The following is a 25,591-nucleotide window of genomic DNA, read 5'->3' as shown; positions in this document are numbered from 1 at the left end:
TCTATTCTTATTCTGGAAATGAAGAAAGTGGGAAGTCCCACCTCTCAGTTTTATTTGTTTAAGTAAGGTAATAGATAGCCATATCCTGCTTTTTGCATCTCATCCTTGGCTACAAAGCGCAAGGATGCAGAATTAATACAGTAACGCAGGCCACCTAACTCATGAGGTCCATCTGTGAAAACATGGCCCAAGTGAGCATTTCCTGACCGAGAACGAACCTCGATTCGCTCCATCCCATGGTTCAAATCCTTGTAGTAGTGAATCAATTCCTTAGAAATCGGACGACTAAAACTTGGCCAACCACAACCTGAGGCAAACTTATCCTTAGCAAAAAAGAGTGGCTCCCCTGTCGTGATGTCTACATAAATCCCCTCTTCAAAAGTTTGGTCATAAGCATTATTAAACGGCGCCTCTGTAGCAGCTTCTTGCGTAACACGATAAGACTCTTCAGTTAAGCTTTCCTTTAATACCTCTTGACTAGGCTTTTCATAGTTAGAGGCATCAATCAATGGCTTCTCAGCATCCGTCACATCGATATGACAGTAACCAGAAGGATTTTTCTTGAGATAGTCTTGATGGTAGTCTTCAGCCAAAATGTAGTGGCGAAGTTTCTCTACCTCTACTGCAATCTTTCGACCCAGCATACGCTCCTGCTCCTGCACCACTGTATAGATAGCGGGCAAGTCTGCTTCATCCTGATAATAGATTCCCGTTCGATATTGGCGACCACGGTCATTTCCTTGTTGATTAATCGATAAAGGATCGATGACACGGAAATAATAAAGCAAAATCTCTCTGAGCGACACTGCTTTCTCATCGTAAATCACTTGAACTGTTTCTGCATGGTCTGTTTCCTTGAGCAGCTGATAATTGGTCGTTTCGACTTGGCCATTAGCATAGCCGACACTGGTTGCTAGCACTCCAGAAATTCGGGAAAAATACTCCTCTAGGCCCCAAAAACACCCACCTGCTAGATAAATTTCTGCCATCTTTATTTCTCCTTTATCAAGTTTTTAACTAATACTCTTCGAAAATCTCTTCAAACCACGTCAGCGTCACCTTATCGTAAGTATGGTTACTGACTTCGTCAGTTCTATCCACAACCTCAAAACACTGTTTTGAGCAGCCTGCGGCTAGCTTCCTAGTTTGCTCTTTGATTTTCATTGAGTATAAACTTCTTTTCAAAAAAAGGACAGGAAGCCCTCTAATCAAGAGTTTCCCCATCCTATCTTCTATTTCTTTACTTTGTTTCGACACGGACACCTTGGGTATCAACTTTCAAATCATGAAGTTTGCCTTTAAAAGACTGCTTTTGCAATTCTGCCTTAATCGCCGGCATCTTGTCATGAGAAGCCAAGACCATAACTGTTGACCCGGCGCCAGAAAGATAGGTTGCATAGGCACCATTCTCTTTGGCTACTCGCTTAATCGTTGCAAATTCACGGACCAGACTTTGACGATAACGTTCGTGGAAGAGGTCCCCCTCGATTGCTTGTCCAGCAGTCACCATATCTCCTGCTAACAAGGCTGCAACGGCCACATTGGCGATAGAACTTGCCGCAACAGCTTCCTTGTAGGATAATTTCTTAGGCAAGACACCGCGGCTATCTCGGGTACGCAATTCATAGTTTGGAATGTAGGCTAGGAAATCACACTCTGGGAAGTCTGCTACGATAGCAGAGACTTGCCCTTCAACGGAACTTGCAATAACGAGATTTCCATAGATAGCTGGAGCCACATTGTCAGGATGCCCTTCAATCTTGGTAGCCAACTGCAATTTGTCGTGGTTAGATAAGTTGAGCTTGCCCAGCTGGTTAGCTAGTTCAATCCCAGCAACGATAACCGAGCTTGAAGAACCCAAACCACGCGCCAGGGGAACATCACTGGTCATTTTCAAGCGTCTCGGTTGCAAGTCAGGCGCAATTTGCAAGGCAATCTTAAGCAAAAGATTACGCTCGTCATGGGGAATCCATTTGCCAATCTGGTGTTCAATCAACCACTCATCCCGTTCTTCACAAACCTCAATTTGAAGATACTTGGTAACAGCTACACCAACCGAATCAAAACCTGGCCCGATATTGGCACTGGTTGCAGGTACAATAATCTTCATCTTATTCTCCTAACACCTTGAAGGTATTCAAGAGGTCAAATTCTGAAGCTTTGGCCAACTCTGCTGAAACATTCTCAAGCTGCGCTTTATTGATCTTATGAGTAATAATCACTACACGCGCCTTGTCACCCTCTTTGCCATCTTGGAGGATTTGCTTGAAGGAAATATCTTGAGCATTAAAGATTTCAGCCAGTTTCAAGACCTGACCTTTTGAGTCTGGTGCCAAGATTGAGAAGTAATAATTGGCTTTGACATCTTCTGGATTTGCCAAGACAAGTTCACGGCTATATTCGTTGAAGTCTTTACCAATGGTGCCATCATTCAAGCGACGAACGATACGGACAATATCTGCTACAACACTTGTTGCAGTTGGTTTTTGACCCGCACCTGGTCCGTAATACATAGACTCACCGATACCGATAGATTCTACAAAAACAGCGTTCATTACCCCATTCACACTGGCAAGTGGATGTGCTTTAGGTAGGAAGGTTGGAGTCACTTCTGCAGCAATACCTGAAGGAGTTTCCTCGATAGAACCAACCAATTTCACAACATAACCAAGCTCTTGAGCCACAGCTACATCTTCTGGTGTGATGTTGCGGATTCCCTTGTGGGCTACATCGTCAAAAGCAACCTTCATCCCAAAAGCAAACTGGCTCAAAATCACCATCTTGTAGGCTGCATCAATCCCATCAACATCATTTGTAGGGTCGCTTTCTGCAAAACCTAGTCTTTGTGCTTCCGCAAGAGCGTCATCATAAGACCAGCCTTCTTCCACCATCTTGGTCATCATAAAGTTAGAAGTTCCGTTAACCACACCAAGGACGCGCGTGATTTTATCAGAAGCCAATGAATTTGCTAAAGTACGAAGAATTGGAATCCCACCAGCAACTGCAGCTTCATAGTAAAGTGCTACATTATGCTCTTTAGCGATTTCTAACAATTCTGCACCATGGACAGCCAAAAGGTCCTTGTTAGCAGTAACAACGTGTTTCCCAGCTTCCAAGGCACGAGTGATAAAGGTCTTAGCTGGTTCGATACGCCCCATCAATTCCACTACGATAGTAATGTCCTTGTCTGATAAAATATCGTCTACATTGGTTACAAAGTTAAAGTCATTTCCTGCCGCAAGCAAGCGGTTCTTTTCATCTTCATCCTTGACCAATACCTTGGCTACTTCAATCTCCGAATGAGCTGACTGAACGATTTTTTCTCCATTTTCCTTTAGGAGGAATGGCACACCACTTGCAACGGTACCAAAGCCAAGTAAAGCAATTTTAACTGTCATGTTTGTCTCCTAGAAATTTTCTGATATAGCCATTATAACAGAATTTTGCGAAAATTCCTATCCATGAAAACCACGATTTATAGATGGAAAAGAAAAAACGAATCAATTGGTTCGCCTTTCTTAATTGTTGATTTTTTGAAGACCAAGCACGGCATCATGATTGATCAAAATTTGACCATATTCCTGCAAGACTGAACGACTGATATCACTGTCGTCAGCAAATTCACGCATACGAGCCAAGAGCCAGGCTGGATATGGACTAGGATGGTTTTCCACATCAACTAAGATTGTCAAATAATAGTGGTCATTCATCTTATAGAGTTCAGATGTTTCCATCTGGTAGTTAACCGTCTTTGCAAAAGCAACTAGGTCAGCAAGATTTGCGAAACGCAAGATATAGTAGATATAAGGTTCCTTCTTGCTCTCAGTCTCCTTGTTCGCTTGCTCCAGCTCCTCTTCCTTAGCCTCGACCTGTTCTAGGGATTGAATAGCCTCTATATCATCCTTGGTTTTCTCTGCGATACTCTTTTCTAGTGTCTTGAGAAATTCATCTGGTGACATTTGGGCCAATTCTTCCATGTCAGGTAGGTCCGCCAAATCATCAAAATCTAGATTTTGGTCAATCTTGGACTTGGTCACAAAGACATCCACCTTATCAGGTTTTGGCGTCACACGGAAACTCAGCATGCCACTATCCAAGAAATTGTCTGGCATTTCCAGTTCATCTAAAATAGCATAGAAAAACTCTTCTGTTTTTTCCTGAGGAACGAGAAAGTCTGCGATTTCCATTCCCCGATCCATCAAATCATCTAAAGTCATCGTGATTTTCAGTGTTGTATCACTAATTTGTTTCATCTTCATATCTAGTAACCTCATACTTTCAGTTTATCTATTATACTAGATTTTTACGATTTTATCAAAAGAATGGCGCTGAATATGATATAATACTAGTGATGATTTAAGATTTAGGAAAGAAAGTTCAATGAAAAATATAAAAGTAAATGCCTTGGCCAGCTTGCTGGTCAATATTCTCAATATCGTTTTTCCGTTGATAACCAACCCTTATCTGACGCGGATCCTCAGCAAATCCAACTACGGTTATTTCAATACGGCCAATACCTGGGCAAGTTTCGTTATTCCACTAGCTGCCTTTGGAATATACAACTACGGGATTCGTGCTATCAGTAAGGTTAAGGACGATAAGAATAAAATCAACTACGTCTTTTCTAAGTTGTTTTATATCTCAGTTTTCACTTCTCTCCTGACGACTGGTATCTACTTCCTCTTCATCTTCTTTGACACCAGCATTGAGAACCTGAAAGTCCTCTACTACATCCTAGGAGCCCAAGCTCTCTTCCAATTCCTCAATATCGAATGGATGAATGAGGCCTATGAAAACTATGCCTTTATCCTTTACAAGACATTGATTATTCGGATTACCATGCTGGTCGCCATCTTTGCCTTTGTCAAAACTGCTGATGATATTGTTCCCTACACTATCGTCATGACTGCGACAACTATCCTCAACTACCTCCTTAGTTTTCTTTGGATTAAGAGAGAAGTTTCTTTTGTTAAAATTGGATTCGTCGAATTAGCTAAAGCTTCTAAACCACTCTTTACTATGCTTCTCTTAGCAAACGCTAATATGCTTTATACCTTGCTAGATAGAATGTTTATCACCAAGGGACCAGATGAAAACTACATTTCTTATTATACAATTGCCTATAGCATTGTCATGCTGATTGCTGGTGTCCTAAGTGGAGCTATCAGTGTCAGCATTCCACGTCTCGGCTACTACCTCGGGAAAAAGGATTACAATTCTTATAATTATCTTGTAAATCAAGCGGCATCATTATTCTATTTTCTCATGATTCCAACTAGTTTCGGAATTATGATTTTAGGAAAGTACGCAACGGTTATCTACTCTTCTGAAAAGTATCTTGAGGCAGGTATCGTGACCAGCGTCTTCGCCTTTCGAACCATTATCTGGGCTATTGAATTGATTCTTGGTAAGCAAATTATCTTTATCAATGACCACGAGAACCGCTTGACCGCTTTCTACTTTGCTGGTGGTGGAGCAAATCTCCTCTTCAACTGTATCTTGTATATCAATAATATTTTTGCCCCTGAGTATTATATTGCTACTACCATTATTGCGGAAGCCATCGTTGTTCTCTTAGAAATTCATTTTATTAAGAAACATCAACTAATTAATTTAAAAGAAATCTTTGTGACCTTAACACGTTATGGTCTTATATCCCTTGGATTTATCCCTATCTTCTATATTTTCAAGATGATTTTCCAAATCAGTTCCTATACGGTGAACCTCAATATGATTCTCATGGTTCTCTCTACCATAGCTACTTGTGGAATCTACTATCTCTTAACACTCTTTCTCACTAAGGATAAAACACTTCACTATGCACTGAACCTAGTATTAGCTAAGATCAAAAGAAACTAAAAGAACACCCTACTGATAAACGAGCGTTTACTAGTAGGGTGTTTCTTTTATTCTTTTTCTTTCTTGTCAGAAGTATTGGCTTCTAGATTTGAATCTTGTTTTGGCTGTTCAGCACTAGAGGAACTAGCTTCTTGCTTCTTCTCTGACTGATCTGCTTCGCCATTTACAGCAGCAACAGCCTGTCTCCAAATGCCTTCCTCGTTTACCTTATAACCATCCGGTGTGGTAGCATTTTTCAACAAGGAACCATCTGTTTGGAAATAGTACCAATTACCGTCAATTCGTTTCCAACCGGTCTGCATAGCTCCTGATTCATCAAAGTAATAATGGTCGCCATTGATTTTGTGAAGACCAACTAGCATGATGCCATCTTCAAGATTGAGATAATACCAGATTCCTTTATCCTTTATCCAACCTGTCTTCATAGCTCCACTTCCTTCAAAGTAACGATAATGATTATCAAACCATTTCCAGCCTGTCTGCATGACACCTGATGCACTAAAGTAATATTGCTTACCATCCACTTGTTGGAAACCGACCAACATGATGCCTTCCTGATCTTCAAGATAATACCATGTTCCTTGCTCTTTCAACCAACCAGTCTTCATAGCTCCTGAGTCAGCGTAGTAATGCCAGTGTTTATCAAGCCACTGCCAGCCTGTTTGCATGGCACCGCTGGTATTCAAATAGTAACGCGTACCGTTGATTTCTTGTTTCCCGGTCTGCATAATACCATCTTGATTTAGATAATACCATTTCTCATTATCCTTAATCCAGCCTGTTTTCATAGCTCCTGAGTTCGCATAGTAATACCAATTGTTCTCTAGCCATTTCCAGCCCGTTTGCATTGCACCACTAGCGTTCAAATAGTAACGAACACCATTTATATCTTGTTTTCCAGTGAGCATGATACCATCTTTATCCAGATAATACCAAGTATCTTGATCCTTGATCCATCCAGTTTTCATAGCTCCAGAACTTGCAAAATAGTTCCAGTGACCATCAACAAAGGCCCAGCCAGTTTGCATGACACCTTCTTGATTAAAGTAATATGTGCTTCCATTGATATTCTTTTTACCGATAGTTCGTAACCCATCCTCATCATAGAAATACCAATCTGAGTCAATCTTTTGCCAAGTTGAAGGCTTACCTGCTGTTTGGAGTGCTCCACTGTCTGCAAAGAACATCTTCTTGCCATTAAAGACTTGATGTCCTGTTAACATCTTTCCATCTGCTGCAAAGAGATATTTCTTCCCTCCAATTTCAGAAAGCTCACTAAATCGTCTAGCGCCATTTGATTGGATATAATACCAAGAGCCATCCAGCTTGAACCAACCGCCTGTTTGTATTTTACCATTTGAGTTGAGATAGTAATCATTGCCCTTAGCATTTTCTCCCCAATCATCATTAAGGTGAAGCCAGCGGCCTGCTTGCATTTGTCCTTTTCCATTAAAGAAGTAAGTGGCTCCGCCAATCTCTTTCCAACCGATAGCCATTTCCCCATCACTTAAACGATATTTCCAGTAGCCACCTTCTTGATACCATTTTTCGTCAACTACAGGGATGTCAGGGAAGAGATTAGAAACATTGGCAAATCCGCTATCACTAATATCAAAAACGGTAGCGTCTTGAGTTTGACTAGAAGCTCTGAGAACTTGAATATTTTTCTTTTGGAGATATTCTCTGGTTGAAGCAACATTAATATCACCACCAGTTGTCTGAATAATCATCTTTGGAGATAGGTTTTCAAGAAAATTAATCGTATTTGAAATTGTCGCATCATAATGATGATTCCATTTCATCATATCAACCTTACCGATAACTGGACCTAACTTATCTTCCGCTCCTTCGGCATTATCCAAATCTCCACCAAGGTAGATTCTCTTTCCTGCCACAGTCACCACTGAAACGATTGAGTTTGAGTTATCATCTCGAACTTTTTTCAGGTTACCATCAGCATCATATTCATTTTTATAATTATAGAGTTGGATATCCATATCACCTAATTTAAAGTGACTATCCTCGTCTGTAATATTCTGAATAAGAGTAACTCCTCGTTTGTATGCGGCTCTTAAAACATTATCATAATTGAAAAGATTATCCCAGAGTCCCCAGTGTGAGGTAATCCGTTCATCTGAATATTTTTTTAAATAAAACTTACCAACTTGGTAACGATTAAGTATCTCATCTGCTCCGCCGATATGGTCACTATGAACATGAGTCCCCAAAATAAAATCTAATTTTTTAACACCAATCTGATCAAGATGGCGAATCAAACGGTCTTCCAAGACTTGATAATTTCTCATGGAAATCCCCCAGCGGCTTGGATAACGTGGGTCACTCCCATCAGGAAAATCATAGTCTTCTCCCATATCAATCAAAGCATAATGACCATTACTTTCCAGAAGGATAGCATCACTCCCAGATTTTGCTTTAGTATTTATGAAATGGATACGGTTGCCTGAACCAGCAGTAATGGTGTCTGCATTAACTTGTTGTGATAAACCAATCAACACAAAAAGGAAAGCAAGTAAACTATAACTGACTGATTTAACTAATTTTTTATTCGTCATCTTGAACACTCCTTTCTCGATGAAAACAATCTCTTACTAATCAATCCAATAATTCTTATCAGTTCCTGGAACCTGTTGTTCAACAGGTGGTGGAGTCATATAGTCGGCTCCAAATTCGTAGACAAGAATTTCATGATATTTTCTCGGAGCCTTCACTACGATGTTTTCGTATGGCATATCAACCAGATCATAGAGCCATTCTTTTTTGATTCCCTCTGGAAAGCTTGGATCAAATATCGTACAGGTAAGATCTGTAGCTTGATTTACACTATATTTCAAAGCAAGATTCTCTAATTTTTGATTCCAAGTTTGTGGAGAACTTAGGCGAAAAATAGCTGATCCAATATAACGAGGCAGATTTTTTATCCCCCCATTTTCTGATTTAATTCCTTTGAAATTCAAAGAAGAAAGGCGGACAAAATGTTTATAGAGCTTCATTTTCTTACAATCACTTTCCTCCGTCACGACACCATCGTATGGAAAAATGTCAACGCAAGTTCCCAATACGACTGTCGGATCCAGAAGATTGGCATCTCTACGTGTTCTAATATCATGGACACGCATATAACTGTACGGATAGCCTTTTGTTTCTCTAAACGAAATCAATTTGTAGTAGGGATGATTCTCATTTTCTAAAACCTTATAAAGCTTTTCAAATTCATCTCGCGCCAAGGAAATATCCGTATCATCATCCCAAGGGATAAATCCTTTATGGCGGACAGCTCCTAGTAAGGTTCCAAAATCAATAAAATATTTAATCTGATGCTTTTCACATAGTTCATGTAGATACTTTAAAATATCCAACTCCACTTGTTTTATTTCTTCAAGACTTAAAACTCTCTCAGACATACGTTTTATTCTCCTAATTTTGACTAATTTTTTAAACGATTTTTAACTGCGATTTGCTTACTTAGAACTTTTAGTGATTTTCCACAGTTTAAAATCATGGTGAGATACTCTTTGTTCAAGAGGGGGCAATTGCATGTAATCTCCGTAGTCAGAGGTCAAAATTTCATGGTAGTGTTTTGGAATCATAAATTCCTTACCTTCAAATGTTCCCACAATCACTTGTTCTAACCACTCACGTTTCCAAACTGGCTTATTCATATCCTTGTAAATCAAATAATCAACTTGCTCGTAGTCAGCAACTGCTCTAGATTTAGCAAGCTCATCAATTTGCTCAACATACTTATTCGTATTTGTGAAATAGAAAATGACAACAGAGATATAACGGATCAAAGAATTTAGTAGACTTTTCGTGTTGGTAATTCCTTTAAAAGTGTAACAACTCAATTGACGTTTCTTTATGAGTTTCGTCATCTTGTTTTTAAAATCTGCATCATCTTCATAACCATCTACAGGGAAAATATCCACATAAATTCCCATATTGGAATCAATTCGTACATCTTCTTCTAGCAAGTAGGTATGGTTATCCTGCACTTTCATGAAAGGATAGACATAGTTGAGATTATTTTTATAAGACATAACCTCATAACGTTCATCAGGGTTAGCGATGAGATAGTCTTGCAACTTCTCATAATCTTCTCTTAACATGCAGATATCCATGTCATCATCCCAAGGGATAAAACCTTTATGGCGAACCGCACCAATTAGACTTCCATATGCTAGGAAATACTTGACACCAATTTTCTGACAAACTTCATGAATGTACTCCATGATTCCAAGTTCCATCTGTTGAATTTCACTGACATCTGTTACTTCTTGATACCGAACTCCTTCATCCCGTTTGCAAACCACTAGTCCATAACCGATTGCCAACCAAAAGATGATATTGATAAAGTTGGTAGAATACATGATCTGACTTTCAAACAATTGACCAAACAAAATACCGAAGAAAAGAATCATAATCAATTTGTCAGTATTTTTCTTGGAAATAATCAAATAAGTTAAAAAGTGCTTGATGACATAAGCCAGTATAAGAAGGAAGGATACCAAGCCTAGAACTCCCGAACTGACAAATATGGTTACAAAAATGTTATGGAAATTCCCACCGATAAGGGAATTTTGAATCTCAAATTTACTGAAATATTCTGTATAGTAATCTGGAACATTCCGTACACCATAACCAAAAATTGGTTTGGCACTTCCCATCTTGATTGCATTTTTCCAGATATAGGTTCTACCACTTGGTGTTGTTTCAATTAGATGGAGTTCACCATTCTTCTTGGTAACAGACGAATCTGTCTCGGCGTAGGATTGTCCTTTGTTTAAGTCAAAAACAGTCGCGGTTTCAGATGAGATATAAATTGAAGTTGCATAGCTTAATCCAATGTTGGTAGCAGTAATCAGTACACTAACAACGATAAAAGTAAGGAATCGTTTAATGAGACTTCCTCTAGTGGCAAAGAAACTATAGAGTCCAATCATGAGGAGTAAAGAAAGTAAGGCTCCTCTACTTTGCATGGTAGCAAAGTATACTAATTGAATCAGATTGTTCAGTTTAAGATAAACAGAATATTTACTTCCTTTATGGATCAAATACATGGCCAAAATAATGCTAATGTATGAAAATATCGCACTAGCATTAGGATTGACAATTCCCCACAGACGTCCATTCATGACACCATAATAATAAGATTGTTCGCCAATTTTAAATAGGATAAGGACTCTACTTACTAATAAACCAAACGCAAAAATTGCTGAAGAAAAAGATACAATTTGAACCGTATAGGCAATCCAGTCAAATAATTTTTTAAGTTGCCCTGATTGTAACATGGTAAATAATAAAACATAGGTTACCATGAAGAGGATTTCAATCACATTCCCAATCAAATGTCCGGAGCGATTGAATACTGCCGATAGTAGGTGGCTCCCAGATAACAAGCCAAATAAGGCCAAAAATTTTCGATCTACTGTAATCTGTTTCCACTTAAACAACAATGTGTAGCAAATATAAAGTACAACAATCGCTGACAATCCCTTATAGATTGGATTTGCTATCTTATAAACCAGTGAACTCATACTTAAAATCGAAATAAAAACAAACAGATATGCAATCCATCGTTTTGATTTTTCAAAGTATTCATCCATTTTTGAAAAATTCATTTTCAACTCCTTCTCATGATATTAGTTTTTTAATCCAACAATTTTCTTATAAATCCATGGAGAAAAGACAAGTGATAGAACTGCTATCTTGCGAAATCTAGTAAAATAAGCATCCTTCCATATTTCGTGTCGATGCTGAACAATCCAAGTTCGTAGTTCGGCTTTCTCCTTTTGGTACTGTTCAGATGAAGTAAAGATAATTTTATCGTAAACTGTGATGTACGACCAACATTCTCTATTTTTCAATTCAGGTTTTAAATCAGGAAAAGCTTGTGATACTTGAGCAATTATGTGCTTATAAACTTCTATCGTGTCAAACACATGCTGATTAACAGATGTTGTTGCACTTCCCTCACGATGATCATAATAATAAATTGGTTTGTCAATAAATACGCTACTACATCTTGTCTTTAGTAGCAATTCAGTTAAAAATAAGGCATCTTCAGCTAGGTGATAATTTGTATTAAACTTTTCATCCGCAAGCAGGTCTCTCTTAAACAGTTTTGCGACTGGAAAAAATGAAGTTCTAGTAGTCATCAGTAGTTCCTTCATGGTTTCTTCTGTTGACCAGAGTTCTGTTTTTCCAGAATGTGGAGGTAAGTCTGTTACAATGCCGTTTTTGACATGGTGCAGAGGAGCAATTACAAAGCCTACATTCAACCCTTCAACTGCACTTGCTAAAGTAGCTAGGTAATCCTGGGTAACGAAATCATCGCTATCAATAAAGGTAACCCAAGAACAAGTCGCTAGCTGAATTCCCATATTTCTAGCATTTGAAACTCCAGCATTTTCGATATGATAAACCTTGATATTCTCATACTGAGATGCTAAGTGATCACAGATCTGTCCACTAGAATCAGTAGAACCATCGTTGATTAGGATTAACTCAAAATGGGCATAAGTCTGTTGAAGAATCGACTCCACACATCGCTCCAAATAGGCTTCTACATTGTAGACTGGAACGATAACGCTTATTCTTTCTCCCATCATGCTCCATATTCTCCCTTATACTCTGTGTAGCTCTTGTCCATGTCCGCTATAATAGCATCATGATGCGGTACTTGCTTGTCCGCTGGTGGCGGTGTCATATAGTCCCCAAAAGCAGTGCTGAGATAGGCATCATAGCCCACTGGAATGGGCATCTCAGTCCCTTCAAATGGCAAGAAGAGATTATCTTCAAAGGATGCGATTGGGTACTTGTTTCTCATGTAGCCAGGACCTGAGCATAATTCCGTGATTCCATCGCTCTCAGCCAGACCATACTTGGTCATTTCTTTTTCAGCTTTTTTCCAAATGCGATAACGTAGAGATTTGGGAGTCAAACCGAGTAAGATACGACTTCCCCATTTCATGACTGCACCATGCTTTTCTGGGATAGTTTGGGCGCAAAAGAGTGAATAAATCAAGGCCCAGCGAACCTGTTTCTTACGCTCAGCTGGATTTTTCGGATAATAATCCAAAGGTAAAACGTCCAAAGCCAAACCGTGGGGCAAATCCAAATCCTTCTGATAAGGCTTGATACAAGTTGTTTCCTTATCACGAATGGTAATAAAAAGGTTACGGTCTACAAAATCCTTGTGACTCTTTGACAAGAAATAACGCTCATCTGCATAACGAGGCCACAGTTCTGCTAATTTTTCATAATCTTTGCGAGGCATGAAAAAGTCTAAATCATCATCCCAAGGAATGAAACCCTTATTACGAAGGGTACCAATAGCCCCACCACCACAGAGATAGCACAACAAATTATGTTCTTTACAAAATGCGACAAAATATTCAGCCATTTCCAGACTACGAGCCTGAATCGCTTTCAAATCACTCATGTCTCTCCTCTTCTGTCCAATAACGAGTTATATCGTTTTATTATACCATAAAAAAGCCTTAAAAATCCATCAGATACCGTAAAAAATCAAAGCCCAATCCACTCTTTTCACCAGTGAATGAAGCTTTGATTTTCATTTATTTACATCTTATCTCATTCCCATTTGGGAGAGTTTAGTCTGGTATTTGTTTTGGTCGACAAGTAGGCCTTGTCCTCCGTAGACATCATAGGCATCTACCCAATCGCCAAGTTCTGGCACTGTGAGTCTTTCAATACCATTCTGTGCGCCTTCGATAACTGACAAACCATTAGTCAGTAGGAAAGTATAAGGTAGATTGGTTGAAGTCATTCCAAAAACTTTTCCAAGTGCTTCTGATCCTGTAAAGAGTTTGGTTGGATCTTTGATTTGCTCAAGAACAGCTGACATGACTTGCTGCTGACGTTTGGTACGACCATAGTCTCCTTCATCATCATCACGGAAACGAGCGTAGTTGAGCAAGGTCGAGCCATTCATCTGCTGTTTCCCAACTTTAATAGTTTGAGTTGGTGATTCCGTTTCTGTTGCATGTAGGTCATCTCCAACTGTAGCTTCTGTTAGAGGCTGGCCATTTAACGTTGAAAACTTAGCGTCTATAGTCACTCCATCAGGAAATAGTGTATCAATCGCAGTTGCGAAGGCCTGAAAATCCACTAGAGCATAGTACTTAATGTCCAAATCAAAGTTGTCTTTTAGAACCTTGCGGACCATTTCTGCTCCTTTTTGCCCCTCCTGCTCCCCAAGTTCATAGGCTACGTTGAGTTTATTATCCATTTGTTTCTTGCCATTCACAATCTGGCTGTAGCCATCAATATAGACTAGGTTGTCACGCATGAAGCTAACTAGCTTGATTTTCTTATCCGAACCACTAACATTCAATACCATAATCGTGTCTGTGCGAGTTTCTGCACTATTTTGACCAATACGGCCATCTGTCCCCATGATTAGGATATTCACCCCGTCTTTAGTATCTTGACCATTAAACACCTGTACTTGTGCCGCTTTTGCATCAGCTGGCTTATTGCTAGTAGTTGCCGACTGAAAACCTCGAAGAAACATAATAATCATGCCCGCAGCCACACATGTAATCAACAGCAAGAGCCAAGTCAGTATTCGTTTGAAGCGAATTCTTCTTTTTTTCTTTTTGACTTTAGGCAGAGGAGTTACCTTTTCACGTCTCTTAGATCGACTTCTACTGCCATAAGTCGGAAGATCAATATCTCTACCCCAAGTTTCTTCTTTTTCTTCTTGGTAGAAATGGTGAACTTCAGACTTGGGACCTGCCATTTTCTGTTGCAGATAATCAAACTCCCTCCGTTCACGGTCGTTGAGGTAATGAATATTTTTGAAGAGATAGTCATAGCGTAACTGCTCATGATGACTTAAAAGGCTTTCTTTGCTCATAGGCTCTCCTTTCCTAGGTCCCTTATGGTGAAAATAGGGTAGGTTCCCAGTATCTTGTACTGGATTCCAATTGCTTCTAGTTCTTGTCTGGCAAAATGAACCAGCTCTTTCGCACTATAATCCACATCAATAATGAAAAAATATTCTCCCAAGGCTGTTTTCAAAGGGCGACTTTCTATCTTGGTTAGGTCAATACCTCGCCAAGCAAAGGTTGAAAGTGCCTTGTAGAGGGCACCGGGAAGATTGTCCGGTAAGGTTAAGGCCAAACTCATTTTTTCAGCTTGCGAGTTCAAAGGAATCATCGGTATCTCTGCCCCTAACACCCAAAAACGTGTGAAATTGGCTTCCATCTCCTGAATATCCTCTGCAATTAATTCCAAGCCATATTCTTCAGCTGAACTTTTAGGAGCAATGGCTGCATAAGGCTGGTCTGGATGTTCCGAGATAAAGCGAGCTGCATAAGCTGTACTTGCCGTCACTTCAAGCTGGGCTTCTGGATAATGCTCCTCTATGAATTTCTTTCCCTGAGCCAGAGCCTGAGGATGAGAAAAAATCTTCTCAATTTTTGACTGACCTGGAACTGCCATCAGTTGCTGATGAATGGGTTGAACTATTTCTGCAACAGCCTGAATGTCCGCCTGATGAAAAAGATAGTCCAAGCTTTCATGCACACTTCCCTCAATGGAATTTTCAACTGGCACCACCGAATAGTCCACCAAGCCTTGTTCATAGGCCTTGATAACATCTGTGATGTTGGCAAAAGCCTGCAATTCCTCTTTGGGAAATGCTGTCTGCACAACATGATGCGAAAAAGATCCCTTGGGACCTAGATAGGCAATTTTCATCTCAGTTCCTCTATAATTTCCTCTGGGCTTAGCTTGGTCACATCCAAAACCCGACTGGCTACTTCCTCATACCAGGCCTGTCTTTTTTGAAAAATAGCTGCTAGTTCTTCTTTACTTTTGTTGAGAAAAAGCGGGCGCTGGTTGTCCTTGTCAGCTGCGATACGTTGGTAGAGGGTTTCAAAATCTGCTTTTAGATAGATGTTATCAGGATTGGTCTTGAGCAAGTCGCGATTTCTCTGAGAAATGACAACTCCTCCGCCAGTTGACACAACTCGGTCCCTTTTTAGTAAATCAGCTAGAACTTCTGACTCCACCTGACGAAAGGCCTCTTCTCCTTTTTCGGCGAAAAATTTCGCAATGGACATGCCCAAACGTTCCTCGATTAAGGCATCCATATCGATGTAGTCTGGGTCCAATCCTATAGCAATTGTCGACTTGCCTGCCCCCATAAATCCGAGTAATACCTTAGCCATGAATCAAGCTCTCCAAATCATCAAAGAAGCTAGGATAGCTGGTATTGATGGCTTCAGCACGGTCAAGTTCCACTTCTCCATCAGCAACCAAGAGGGCTGCGATGGCTGTCATCATTCCAATTCGATGGTCACCAAACGTATTGACTCTAGCGCCATGAAGGGCGGATTTTCCTTTGATAATCATCCCATCTGCTGTGGGGGTGATGTCCGCTCCCATGCTATTTAAGGCATCTGCCACGACCTGAATGCGATCGGTTTCCTTGACCTTGAGTTCTTCAGCATCCTTGATGACCGTTACACCTCGCGCTTGTGTCGCGAGAAGGGCAATAATGGGCAATTCATCAATCAAACGTGGAATCAAGGATCCACCAATCTCTGTTCCTTTCAGGTCTGAAGTCTCAACAGTCAGGGTTGCAGATTTAGAGACTGGATCGATTTCAGTTATTTCGAGTTTTCCTCCCATGGCGCGAATGACATCAATGATTCCAGTGCGAGTTTCGTTAATGCCCACATTCTGCAGCACCACACGAGAATCTGGCACAATCAATCCAGCGACCAACCAAAAGGCAGCGCTAGAAATATCTCCTGGAACAACTACCTTTTGTCCGGTCAGTTTTTGTGGTCCTTGGACTGTGATTTTCTTGCCGTCCACACTTAAATGACCACCAAATTGCTGAAGCATATCTTCGGTATGATTACGGGTACACTCTTTTTCGATAATAACGGACTCCCCCTGAGCCTGCAAGGCTGCAAATATCAAGGCAGACTTAACTTGAGCAGAGGCGATTGGCAACTCATAGTGAATAGGTGTAAGGTTTTTCGTCCCTTTTAAGTGAAGAGGGGGCAGGTCTCGCTCGGTTTGCCCTGAAATGCTAACGCCCATTTTTTTCAGTGGAATCGTCACGCGATCCATAGGACGTTTAGAAAGACTATCATCTCCAAACATCTCTACTTCAAAATCTGCACCAGCAAGTACACCTGAGATCAGGCGAATCGAGGTGCCAGAATTACCCATATCCAAGGCATTTTGCGGAGCTTTTAAGCCATCCATTCCAACACCTTGAATACTAATCACACCGTCTTTATCTTCTATTTCAACACCAAGGTCACGAAAAACTTGAATAGTCGAAAGCACGTCCTCGCCACGCAAAATATCATAAACCTTAGTCTCGCCCTCAGCCAAACTTCCAAAAATAATCGAACGATGGCTAATAGACTTGTCACCTGGAACCCGGATACTGCCATGTAAGTGGCGAATGTTTGTTCTTAGTTTCATAGTTGACCTCATACTTGCAATACTTTTTCTTATTTTATCACAAAAAAGCCAGAAATTCTTGAAATTTCTGGCTTTTATACAGATAAAATACTATTTCAATAATTCTGAAACAGGTTCAAAGACAATTTTTTCAATGTCTGAAAGGTAAATAGACAATTGTTGCTGTTTGGCAAAAAAATCTGACAAAAGAGCGTTCTCTTGGATTTGCTTACTGAAAGACTGCATCTTTTCTTGGAAAGAGGCGTCTGGCATTTGTCCCGTTTGCGCCATGACTTGGATTTCTTGCTGGAAAGCGAGGTAGTCTGCAAAAATCTTGCTAGCTTGTGCATCAGCTTGGATGGCATCTTTTGCCGCCTTAACCGCCTTGTACTCTGGTAATTCGCGTAGTCCGCGACTGAGTTCGTTTGCACTATCGTAAATGTTTGACATGATTTTCTCCTTATTTGACAACGACTGTGTAGTCGGTATTTTCTGTTATGAGATGCTCGGCTCGTTCTAAATCTTGAGCATTTTTAAAGGAAATTTGTAGAATCCCGTGAATATCCTCACGGTTTTCTTCGTTGATGTGAATGTTGACCAAGGAAGTTCCACGTAGCAATTCTAAAATCCGCAAGATGACATCTTCTTCATCGGGAACGTCGACATAGAGGTCGTAAGAGCTATCAACACCACCACGCTTATGGATTTCCATAGCCTGCCGTTGCGCACGCGCTTGGTTGAAAAAGTTCCAGATTTGCTCTTCATCTCCCTTGCTGATGGCTTGTCCAACCTCATCTAGGCGCTCCTTAAAATCCGCAATTCGCTCTAGAATGGTCTCACGATTAGACAAGAGAATGGAAGTCCACATACCTGGCTCACTCTCCGCAATCCGAGTCATATCTCGAAATCCACCCGCCGCAAAGCGTCTTGCCAGTTCATGTTCTTGAGCATAGATTGCTGTCTGCTCCATGAGACTGGAAGCCAGAATATGAGGAAAATGACTAATCTGAGAAGTGACTCGATCATGCTCCTTGGCATCAATCTCGATAAAACGAGCATGAAGGCCTGAAAGCAGATCCTTCATTTCCTCAAGTGTTTCAGGACCTGTCAGGCTCGAAGGTGTGAAGATATAGTAGGCATTTTCGAAGAGATTAACATCCGCAGAGGCAGCCCCTGTTTTGTGGCTACCAGCCATGGGATGGGCCCCAACAAAGCGAACAGGCTTGCCAGCCAAATACTTCTCCGCTGCATCCACAATGGCTGACTTGGTTGAGCCCGCATCCGAGATAATGACGCCTTCTTTCAAGTCTAAATCTGCCAGCTCCTTAATAAAAGCAATGGTCTGCTTGATTGGCAAGGTCAGAATAATGATATCTGCCAGAGGAGCGAAACTGGCAAAATCATCCGTCGCACGGTCAATCATCCCCCTCTCTAAGGCAATGTCTCTCGAAGCCTGACTGCGATTATAACCCAAAATTTCACAATTTGGATGATCACGCTTGATACCTAGGGCCATCGAAGCACCAATCAAACCAAGACCTGCGATATAGATGGTTTTTGCCATAAGGACTCCTTAATAGTTCTTTGTATAGTCTCTGTGTTTAGCTACCGCTTCTTTTAATTCCTCAAGATTATCTGATGAGAATTTTTCAAGGATTTCTTGTGCCAGAACCGTTGCCACAACAGCTTCCATGACCACACCTGCTGCTGGAAGTGCGGTCGGATCACTTCTCTCCACAGTTGCCTTGTAAGGTTCGTGGGTTTCGATATCCACACTCATAAGTGGTTTATAAAGAGTGGGAATGGGTTTCATGACACCACGGACAACGATGGGTTGTCCATTGGTCATACCACCTTCGAAACCACCTAGATTATTGGTACGACGAGTATAGCCTTCTTCTTTAGACCAGAGAATTTCATCCATGACCTGGCTGCCTTTGAGGTAACCAGCTTCAAAGCCGAGACCAAATTCCACCCCTTTAAAGGCATTGAGAGAGACAACTGCCTGAGCCAATCTCGCATCCAATTTTCTGTCCCATTGGACATAAGAACCAAGGCCAACTGGAACACCTCCGACGACTGTCTCCACAACCCCACCGATGGTATCACCGTCACGTTTGATTTGGTCAATATAGTCCTTGATTTCTTGTTCTCGCTCTTGGTTGACAATAGAAACTTCAGACTGGGTAGCTCGTTCCTTAATCTCAGCTACTGTCAGATTTTCAGGTACATCGATTTCCTTACCACCAAAGACCACAACGTGGTTGGCAATCTCCATATCCAGCTCAGCTAAGAGACGTTTGGCTACCGCTCCAACTGCAACTCGCATGGTGGTTTCACGGGCAGATGACCGCTCCAAGGAATTTCGTAAGTCATCAAAACGGTACTTGATGCCCCCTACCAAGTCGGCGTGACCTGGACGAGGATGGGTGATTTTCCGCTTGCTTTTGAGGCGGTCTTCGATGTCTTCTGCAGACATGATATCTAGCCATTTTTTGTGGTCTTTGTTGATGACATCCATGGTAATGGGAGCCCCTGTCGTCTTCCCGTGCCGAACGCCCGAAGTAAAGACAACCTGGTCACTCTCAATCTTCATACGACCACCACGACCGTAGCCACCCTGACGGCGTTTAAGGTCCCCATTAATATCCTCAGCTGTCAAAGGAAGTCCAGCTGGAATTCCCTCGATAATTGCCGTCAGACGCGGACCGTGTGATTCTCCTGAAGTTAAATATCTCATACGTTCTCCTTATTTTACCAAGTAGTCTTTCATCTCTTCCAGAGAAACTGGGTGAATGGTCGCTGAACCAAGCTCTGGTACCAAGACCAATTTCAAGGTGTTGCCACGCGCCTTCTTGTCATGAGTCAAAGCCTGATAAAGCTTGTCAACATCCCAGTTTTCATAGTCAACTGGCAAACCAAATTTCTGGCACATCTCTCTAATGGACTGGGTTATTCCTTCTGGCATAAGACCTTTTTCCTCAGCAACCTTGGAAATCTGTACCATACCCATGGCCACAGCCTCACCATGCATGACCTTGCCATAACCGGCCGTTGCTTCGATAGCATGACCAATAGTGTGCCCAAAATTGAGGTAGAGGCGAACACCATTGTCCAACTCATCCTCAACCACCATCTTGCGCTTCACCTGACAAGAATGTTCAATCAAAGTCTCTGCATGTTCAAGTATGCTCTCTACAGAACCATCTAGTTCCGTTAAGAGAGCCCACAGTTCTGGATCCTCAATCAAGCCGTACTTGATAACCTCACCCATTCCCTCAATCAACTCTCTTTTCCCGAGTGTTTCAAGGACAAGCGGGTCAATCAGAACCCCATCTGGTTGGGCAAAAGTCCCCACCATATTCTTAGCAAATGGAGTATTAACACCTGTCTTTCCACCGATAGAAGAATCAACCTGGGCTGTCAAACTAGTCGGAATCTGAACAAAGTGAATGCCCCGCATATAGGTAGAGGCCACAAAACCAGCCAAGTCCCCAACGACACCACCACCAAGAGCCACGATTCCATCGCTACGAGTCAAACCCTGCTTAACTAGAAACTCATAGACTTTCTGAACAGTGGTTAAATTTTTTCGTTCTTCGCCTTCTAAGAAGTCAAAAACAGCTACCTGAAAACCAGCATCTTCTAGGCTGAGTTTAACCTTCTCTGCATAGAGAGAAGCTACATGGTTATCTGTCACAATGACTACCTTTTGAGGTTGCCAGAGTTCTCGCAACCATTGACCAGCCTGAGCCAGACAACCTTTTTCAATCTGAATATCATAAGAATGATGCGGAATATCGATTCTGATTTTCATAGTAGGGTCTCCTTTTCACTATTTATATTTTTCTGTTAAGGACTGCCAAATCTCATCTGTCGGCATTTCCTTACCTGTCCACAGTTGAAAAGCTTCTGCAGCTTGATAGAGCAACATTCCCAGACCATTAACGGCTGGATTGCCCTGACTTTTAGCCCATTTCAAAAATGGCGTTTCAAAGGGTTGGTAAATGATATCTGCGACCAAGAGAGTTTCTGGTAAATTGATGCTTTCTGGAACTGGGGACGACTGACCGTCCATTCCCACACTAGACGCATTGACGAGCAGGTCCGACTCAGCAATCCTTGATTGCAGTTCAGAAACATTTTCTAAAGCATACAAGTCCACTTTAAAGCCTGTTTGCTCCTGTAACTTGTCCAGATAAGGTCTTGTTTTTTCGATAGAACTTGAGCGAACAAAGACTGAAATCTGACTGACGCCATCCAAAATAGCTTGAGCCAAAATGGACTTGGCCGCACCACCTGCTCCCAGAATGGTCATTTTCTTATCCGAGATTGTAAAAGAAGGCAAGCTCTTAAAGAATCCCTTGCCATCTGTATTATATCCAATTAACGTTCCGTCTTGATTAACAACTGTGTTGACCGCCCCAATCAAACGAGCCTCATCACTCAACTCATCCAGATAAGGAATCACTTGCTCCTTGTAAGGCATGGAGAGATTGATCCCAAACATCTGGTAACGGCGAATATTAGCGACTGTTTCTGCCAAGTCACCTGCTTCAATTTCCCAAGCTAGATAGACACCATTAGTAGCAGTCGCTTTAAAGGCACTATTGTGAATGAATGGTGACATAGAGTGTTTTATTGGATTTGCAACGACAGCCGCCATGCGTGTATAGCCATCAAGCTTCATCCAGAATCTCCCTGATTTTTTTCATACTTGATAGAGAAATCTGGCCTGGTGCACTGGCCGCATCCATGCTAGCAAAAGACCAGCTAGAACCTGTCACATCTGAAGTGATACGCGAAACCTTACCAATTTTCCCCATGGAAATAGTCACGTACTCTTGCTCAGGATTGAGTGTCTTGAAACCTCGCGTATAATTCATCAGATCCAAAACATCCTGAGCTGTATTTGCCATTACTGATACCTTCACTACTTTTGGAGTCAAGCTGGTCAATTCAGACAAGATTTCCATCATGTTTTCAGGTGTTTCTTGGAAATTGTGATAACTCAAGACCAGATTTGGAAAATCCAACATCTCCTCAAAAACATCCTTGTGGCTGAAATACTCAAAATCCACATAATCCGGCTGATAGAGTTGGGTGACTTCTTTGATGATTTGAACATACTCTTCAGAAGAAAGTTCGATTTCTCCTCCCTCAGCGCGAGTTCGAAGGGTAAAGACCAGTTCGCGTCCTGCAAATTTTTCAAAAATAGCAGGTGCCGCCTGTAAAATAGCGTCCTTTGTAAGAAAGTCCGCACGCCACTCAATGATATCGGCATCTTCATACCTAGTGGCATCCAGTTCTTGCGCTTCCTCTAAACTTCTTGGCATTACTGAAACGACTAATTTCATCTACTAACCTTCATACTAATCACCTTGAGGTAATTACTGCTTTCATCTTTTTTATTATAGGCAAAGTCTGCTGGAAGACCATATTGGTTTAAAATCTGATACCTTCTTCCTGCAAAACCTTTATCAATTTGTTCTGTAAATTTCTGGCGGGAAACATTGGCAGCATTAGTACTGGCAATGATAATCCCTCCCGGATTTAAAATCTCTAGGCTCTGGGAAATCAACTTGTGATAGTCCTTCGCCACAGAAAATGTTTGTTTTTTATTACGAGCAAAGCTAGGCGGATCCAGAACAATCACATCATAAGTCAAACTTTTTCGCTTAGCATACTTGAAGTACTCAAAGACATCCATGACGATAAAACGGTGATTGTCCGTGCTGAGTCCATTTGCCTGAAAATGAGCTTCTGATAGTTCTCTAGACCGTTTGGCCAAGTCGACAGAAGTCGTCTCACTAGCGCCTCCCATAGCTGCAGCAACAGAAAAAGCAGCCGTATAGGAAAACATATTGAGCAAAGATTTGCCCATAGCTAGACCGTCAACCAGACTCCCACGAACCTCATGCTGGTCTAGGAAAATCCCTGTCATCAAGCCATCATTCATAAAGACTTGATAGAGTACCCCATTCTCAAGAACAGTAAAGTAATCTGGCGCTTCCTCACCATAAACATAGGCAGACTCGTAGTCTAGACCTTTAAAACGAATCTTCTCATAAGCCCCCAAGACCTCAGGAAAAACTTCCTTAAAAGCCTTTACGATCAGCTCACGAATCTGGTAAACAAAGGAGTTGTACCAAGAAAAAACAGCATAATCTCCATAGAGATCAATAGTCAGACCACCAAAACCATCCCCCTCTTGATTAAAAAGGCGAAAGGCAGTGGTCAAGTCATCTTGATAATAAGGCTTTCTAGCTTCCTTGGCCTTACGAAACAGAGATTCAAAAAAGGCTTGATTGAAACGAACCTTTTCCTTGCTGATGAACCAGCCGATTCCCTTGTTCTGCTGAGAAAGATAGGCACTCCCTAAAAACTTCCCGTCTTGACTAAGAACTTCTACTGCCTGATCTATCAGTTCAATATCTGTTAAATCACTCGCTTCCAAAAGAACTAGACCCTTAGCTAGCTTTTTTTCAACACGTCTGCTGACTCTAATTCTATTCATAGCTACTATTATAGCAAATTTTGTGACAATTCTCAAAAAAGAAACCGTTTAACCAGTTGTACTTTAGTTTACTGAGTGTCATTTTTGTTAAAATAAGTATATGCCATTTACTTTTTCACCAAAACATCCTTTCCCTTGTGATGGAAGGAGAGTTTCCACGCGCTAAAAATAGACAAAATCATAAATGAGTATAGAATCTTGCGCAAACGTTTGCCTAGTTCTAAACTTTATGGTAGAATAAAACACAACATTGATAAGCAAGAGGAAAAACAATGCAAAATCGCACACTTATGCAATACTTTGAATGGTATCTGCCTCATGACGGCCAACACTGGACGCGACTGACAAATGATGCAGAGCACCTAGCAAACCTTGGTATCAGCCATGTCTGGATGCCACCTGCCTTCAAGGCAACCAACGAAAAAGATGTCGGCTATGGTGTTTACGATCTTTTTGACCTAGGCGAATTTCACCAAAAAGGGACTGTCCGCACCAAGTATGGGTTTAAAGAAGACTATCTTCAAGCCATTCAAGCCCTAAAAGCACAGGGAATTCAACCTATGGCCGATGTGGTGCTCAATCACAAGGCTGCAGCCGATCACATGGAAGCCTTTCAGGTTATTGAAGTGGACCCTGAGGACCGTACCGTTCAATTAAGTGAGCCCTTTACTATCAACGGCTGGACCCACTTCACTTTTGATGGACGTCAGAAAACCTATAATGACTTTGAATGGCACTGGTACCACTTTACAGGTACTGACTATGATGCAAAGCGCCGTAAGTCTGGGATTTATCTGATTCAAGGGGACAATAAGGGCTGGGCCAACGAGGAATTGGTCGATAACGAAAACGGTAACTACGACTACCTCATGTATGCCGACCTAGACTTTAAACATCCTGAAGTCATCCAAAATATCTATGACTGGGCTGACTGGTTCATGGAAACGACTGGTGTAGCTGGTTTCCGCTTGGATGCCGTTAAGCACATCGACTCCTTCTTTATGGGCAATTTCATCCGTGATATGAAGGAAAAATACGGTCAAGATTTCTATGTTTTCGGAGAATTTTGGAACCCTGACAAGGAAGCCAACCTAGACTATCTTGAAAAAACAGAAGAACGCTTTGACCTTGTCGATGTTCGCCTCCACCAGAATCTCTTTGAAGCCAGTCAAGCTGGAGCAAGTTACGATCTTCGTAACATTTTCACAGATAGCTTGGTTGAACTAAAACCCGATAAGGCTGTAACCTTTGTCGACAACCATGATACTCAACGAGGACAAGCCCTTGAGTCTACTGTTGAAGAATGGTTCAAGCCAGCAGCCTATGCCCTTATTCTATTACGCCAAGATGGGCTTCCATGTGTCTTTTACGGAGACTATTATGGTATTTCTGGGCAATTTGCTCAACAAGATTTCAAAGAAGTTCTTGATCGTCTCCTAGCCATCCGAAAAGACAGGGCCTATGGAGAGCAAACAGACTACTTTGATGATGCCAACTGTATCGGATGGGTTCGTTCAGGTGCTGAAAACCAATCACCAATCGCTGTCCTTATCTCAAATGACCAAGAAAACAGCAAATCCATGTTTGTCGGTCAAGAATGGGCTGACCAAACCTTTATTGACCTCCTTGAAAATCATCCAGCACAAGTTACAATCAATGCTGATGGTTATGGAGAATTTCCAGTAGCAGCGGCTTCAGTCAGTGTCTGGGCAGCAAAATAAACCTATCAGGTACAAGTCA

Annotated in this window: 22 protein-coding genes; 2 read left to right on the top strand and 20 right to left on the bottom strand. The window is 41.4% G+C overall.

What is annotated here, in order from left to right; translation table 11 throughout:
- Positions 1–50: 50 nt before the first annotated feature.
- From msrB to mecA, 4 genes are all read right to left on the bottom strand, one after another.
- Positions 51–989, bottom strand: a complete 939-nt coding sequence (gene msrB / locus GOM47_RS03595; RefSeq protein WP_235081116.1) for a peptide-methionine (R)-S-oxide reductase MsrB — start codon at positions 987–989, stop codon at positions 51–53.
- Positions 990–1,240: 251 nt separating this feature from the next.
- Positions 1,241–2,110, bottom strand: coding sequence for a homoserine kinase (gene thrB / locus GOM47_RS03590; RefSeq protein WP_235081115.1), 870 nt, complete (start codon positions 2,108–2,110; stop codon positions 1,241–1,243).
- Between the two features lies 1 nt (position 2,111).
- Positions 2,112–3,398 (bottom strand): homoserine dehydrogenase, encoded by a 1,287-nt coding sequence (locus GOM47_RS03585; RefSeq protein ID WP_235081114.1) that lies wholly within the window; start codon positions 3,396–3,398, stop codon positions 2,112–2,114.
- Between the two features lie 120 nt (positions 3,399–3,518).
- Entirely contained in the window at positions 3,519–4,259 is a 741-nt protein-coding gene (mecA, locus tag GOM47_RS03580; RefSeq protein WP_235081113.1) for an adaptor protein MecA, read from the bottom strand.
- A 121-nt stretch (positions 4,260–4,380) separates the two neighbouring features.
- Between mecA and GOM47_RS03575 the strand changes: the two genes are divergently transcribed.
- Complete coding sequence (locus GOM47_RS03575) at positions 4,381–5,859, top strand: oligosaccharide flippase family protein (protein WP_235081112.1); 1,479 nt, start codon at positions 4,381–4,383, stop codon at positions 5,857–5,859.
- Between the two features lie 47 nt (positions 5,860–5,906).
- Here GOM47_RS03575 and GOM47_RS03570 read toward each other — a convergent pair whose 3' ends face one another.
- The 16 genes from GOM47_RS03570 to GOM47_RS03495 form a co-directional block, all read right to left on the bottom strand.
- Complete coding sequence (locus GOM47_RS03570; protein ID WP_235081111.1) at positions 5,907–8,432, bottom strand: MBL fold metallo-hydrolase; 2,526 nt, start codon at positions 8,430–8,432, stop codon at positions 5,907–5,909.
- 36 nt (positions 8,433–8,468) lie between these two features.
- Complete coding sequence (locus tag GOM47_RS03565) at positions 8,469–9,281, bottom strand: LicD family protein (RefSeq protein ID WP_235081110.1); 813 nt, start codon at positions 9,279–9,281, stop codon at positions 8,469–8,471.
- A 57-nt stretch (positions 9,282–9,338) separates the two neighbouring features.
- Positions 9,339–11,498, bottom strand: a complete 2,160-nt coding sequence (locus GOM47_RS03560) for a LicD family protein (protein ID WP_235081109.1) — start codon at positions 11,496–11,498, stop codon at positions 9,339–9,341.
- Between the two features lie 21 nt (positions 11,499–11,519).
- The gene (locus GOM47_RS03555; protein WP_235081108.1) at positions 11,520–12,488 is read right to left on the bottom strand and encodes a glycosyltransferase family 2 protein; all 969 of its coding nucleotides are present in this window, start codon (positions 12,486–12,488) and stop codon (positions 11,520–11,522) included.
- Entirely contained in the window at positions 12,485–13,321 is an 837-nt protein-coding gene (locus GOM47_RS03550) for a LicD family protein (protein WP_235081107.1), read from the bottom strand. The genes GOM47_RS03555 and GOM47_RS03550 overlap by 4 nt, the downstream gene beginning before the upstream one ends.
- A 147-nt stretch (positions 13,322–13,468) precedes the next feature.
- On the bottom strand, positions 13,469–14,761 hold the full coding sequence (locus tag GOM47_RS03545; protein WP_235081106.1) for an LCP family protein: 1,293 nt from the start codon (positions 14,759–14,761) through the stop codon (positions 13,469–13,471).
- Positions 14,758–15,606, bottom strand: a complete 849-nt coding sequence (gene pheA, locus GOM47_RS03540; protein WP_235081105.1) for a prephenate dehydratase — start codon at positions 15,604–15,606, stop codon at positions 14,758–14,760. The genes GOM47_RS03545 and pheA overlap by 4 nt, the downstream gene beginning before the upstream one ends.
- Positions 15,603–16,079 (bottom strand): shikimate kinase, encoded by a 477-nt coding sequence (locus GOM47_RS03535; RefSeq protein ID WP_235081104.1) that lies wholly within the window; start codon positions 16,077–16,079, stop codon positions 15,603–15,605. The genes pheA and GOM47_RS03535 overlap by 4 nt, the downstream gene beginning before the upstream one ends.
- On the bottom strand, positions 16,072–17,355 hold the full coding sequence (aroA, locus tag GOM47_RS03530) for a 3-phosphoshikimate 1-carboxyvinyltransferase (protein ID WP_235081103.1): 1,284 nt from the start codon (positions 17,353–17,355) through the stop codon (positions 16,072–16,074). Before aroA ends, GOM47_RS03535 begins: the two co-directional genes overlap by 8 nt.
- 90 nt (positions 17,356–17,445) lie before the next feature.
- Positions 17,446–17,784, bottom strand: a complete 339-nt coding sequence (locus GOM47_RS03525) for a YlbF/YmcA family competence regulator (protein WP_235081102.1) — start codon at positions 17,782–17,784, stop codon at positions 17,446–17,448.
- Between the two features lie 10 nt (positions 17,785–17,794).
- Positions 17,795–18,898: a prephenate dehydrogenase gene (locus tag GOM47_RS03520; RefSeq protein ID WP_235081101.1), complete on the bottom strand. Its 1,104-nt coding sequence runs from the start codon at positions 18,896–18,898 to the stop codon at positions 17,795–17,797.
- 9 nt (positions 18,899–18,907) lie between these two features.
- Positions 18,908–20,074: a chorismate synthase gene (gene aroC, locus GOM47_RS03515; protein WP_235081100.1), complete on the bottom strand. Its 1,167-nt coding sequence runs from the start codon at positions 20,072–20,074 to the stop codon at positions 18,908–18,910.
- A gap of 9 nt (positions 20,075–20,083) precedes the next feature.
- Positions 20,084–21,151 (bottom strand): 3-dehydroquinate synthase, encoded by a 1,068-nt coding sequence (gene aroB / locus GOM47_RS03510; protein ID WP_235081099.1) that lies wholly within the window; start codon positions 21,149–21,151, stop codon positions 20,084–20,086.
- An 18-nt stretch (positions 21,152–21,169) separates the two neighbouring features.
- Positions 21,170–22,024 (bottom strand): shikimate dehydrogenase, encoded by an 855-nt coding sequence (locus GOM47_RS03505; protein ID WP_235081098.1) that lies wholly within the window; start codon positions 22,022–22,024, stop codon positions 21,170–21,172.
- Positions 22,014–22,691, bottom strand: a complete 678-nt coding sequence (gene aroD, locus GOM47_RS03500; protein WP_235081097.1) for a type I 3-dehydroquinate dehydratase — start codon at positions 22,689–22,691, stop codon at positions 22,014–22,016. The genes GOM47_RS03505 and aroD overlap by 11 nt, the downstream gene beginning before the upstream one ends.
- Positions 22,688–23,851 carry a class I SAM-dependent rRNA methyltransferase gene (locus GOM47_RS03495; RefSeq protein WP_235081096.1) on the bottom strand — a complete coding sequence of 388 codons (1,164 nt, stop codon included), beginning with the start codon at positions 23,849–23,851 and terminating at the stop codon, positions 22,688–22,690. The genes aroD and GOM47_RS03495 overlap by 4 nt, the downstream gene beginning before the upstream one ends.
- A 272-nt stretch (positions 23,852–24,123) precedes the next feature.
- Here GOM47_RS03495 and GOM47_RS03490 point away from each other — a divergent pair, with 272 nt between their 5' ends.
- Positions 24,124–25,572 carry an alpha-amylase gene (locus GOM47_RS03490; RefSeq protein WP_235081095.1) on the top strand — a complete coding sequence of 483 codons (1,449 nt, stop codon included), beginning with the start codon at positions 24,124–24,126 and terminating at the stop codon, positions 25,570–25,572.
- Positions 25,573–25,591 lie beyond the last annotated feature (19 nt).

The organism is Streptococcus oralis (genome assembly GCF_021497945.1).
In the GTDB taxonomy this organism is placed as follows: domain Bacteria; phylum Bacillota; class Bacilli; order Lactobacillales; family Streptococcaceae; genus Streptococcus; species Streptococcus oralis_BR.
Note: the sequence above shows the minus strand (reverse complement) of the source record. Positions and strands in the feature narration are given on the sequence as shown.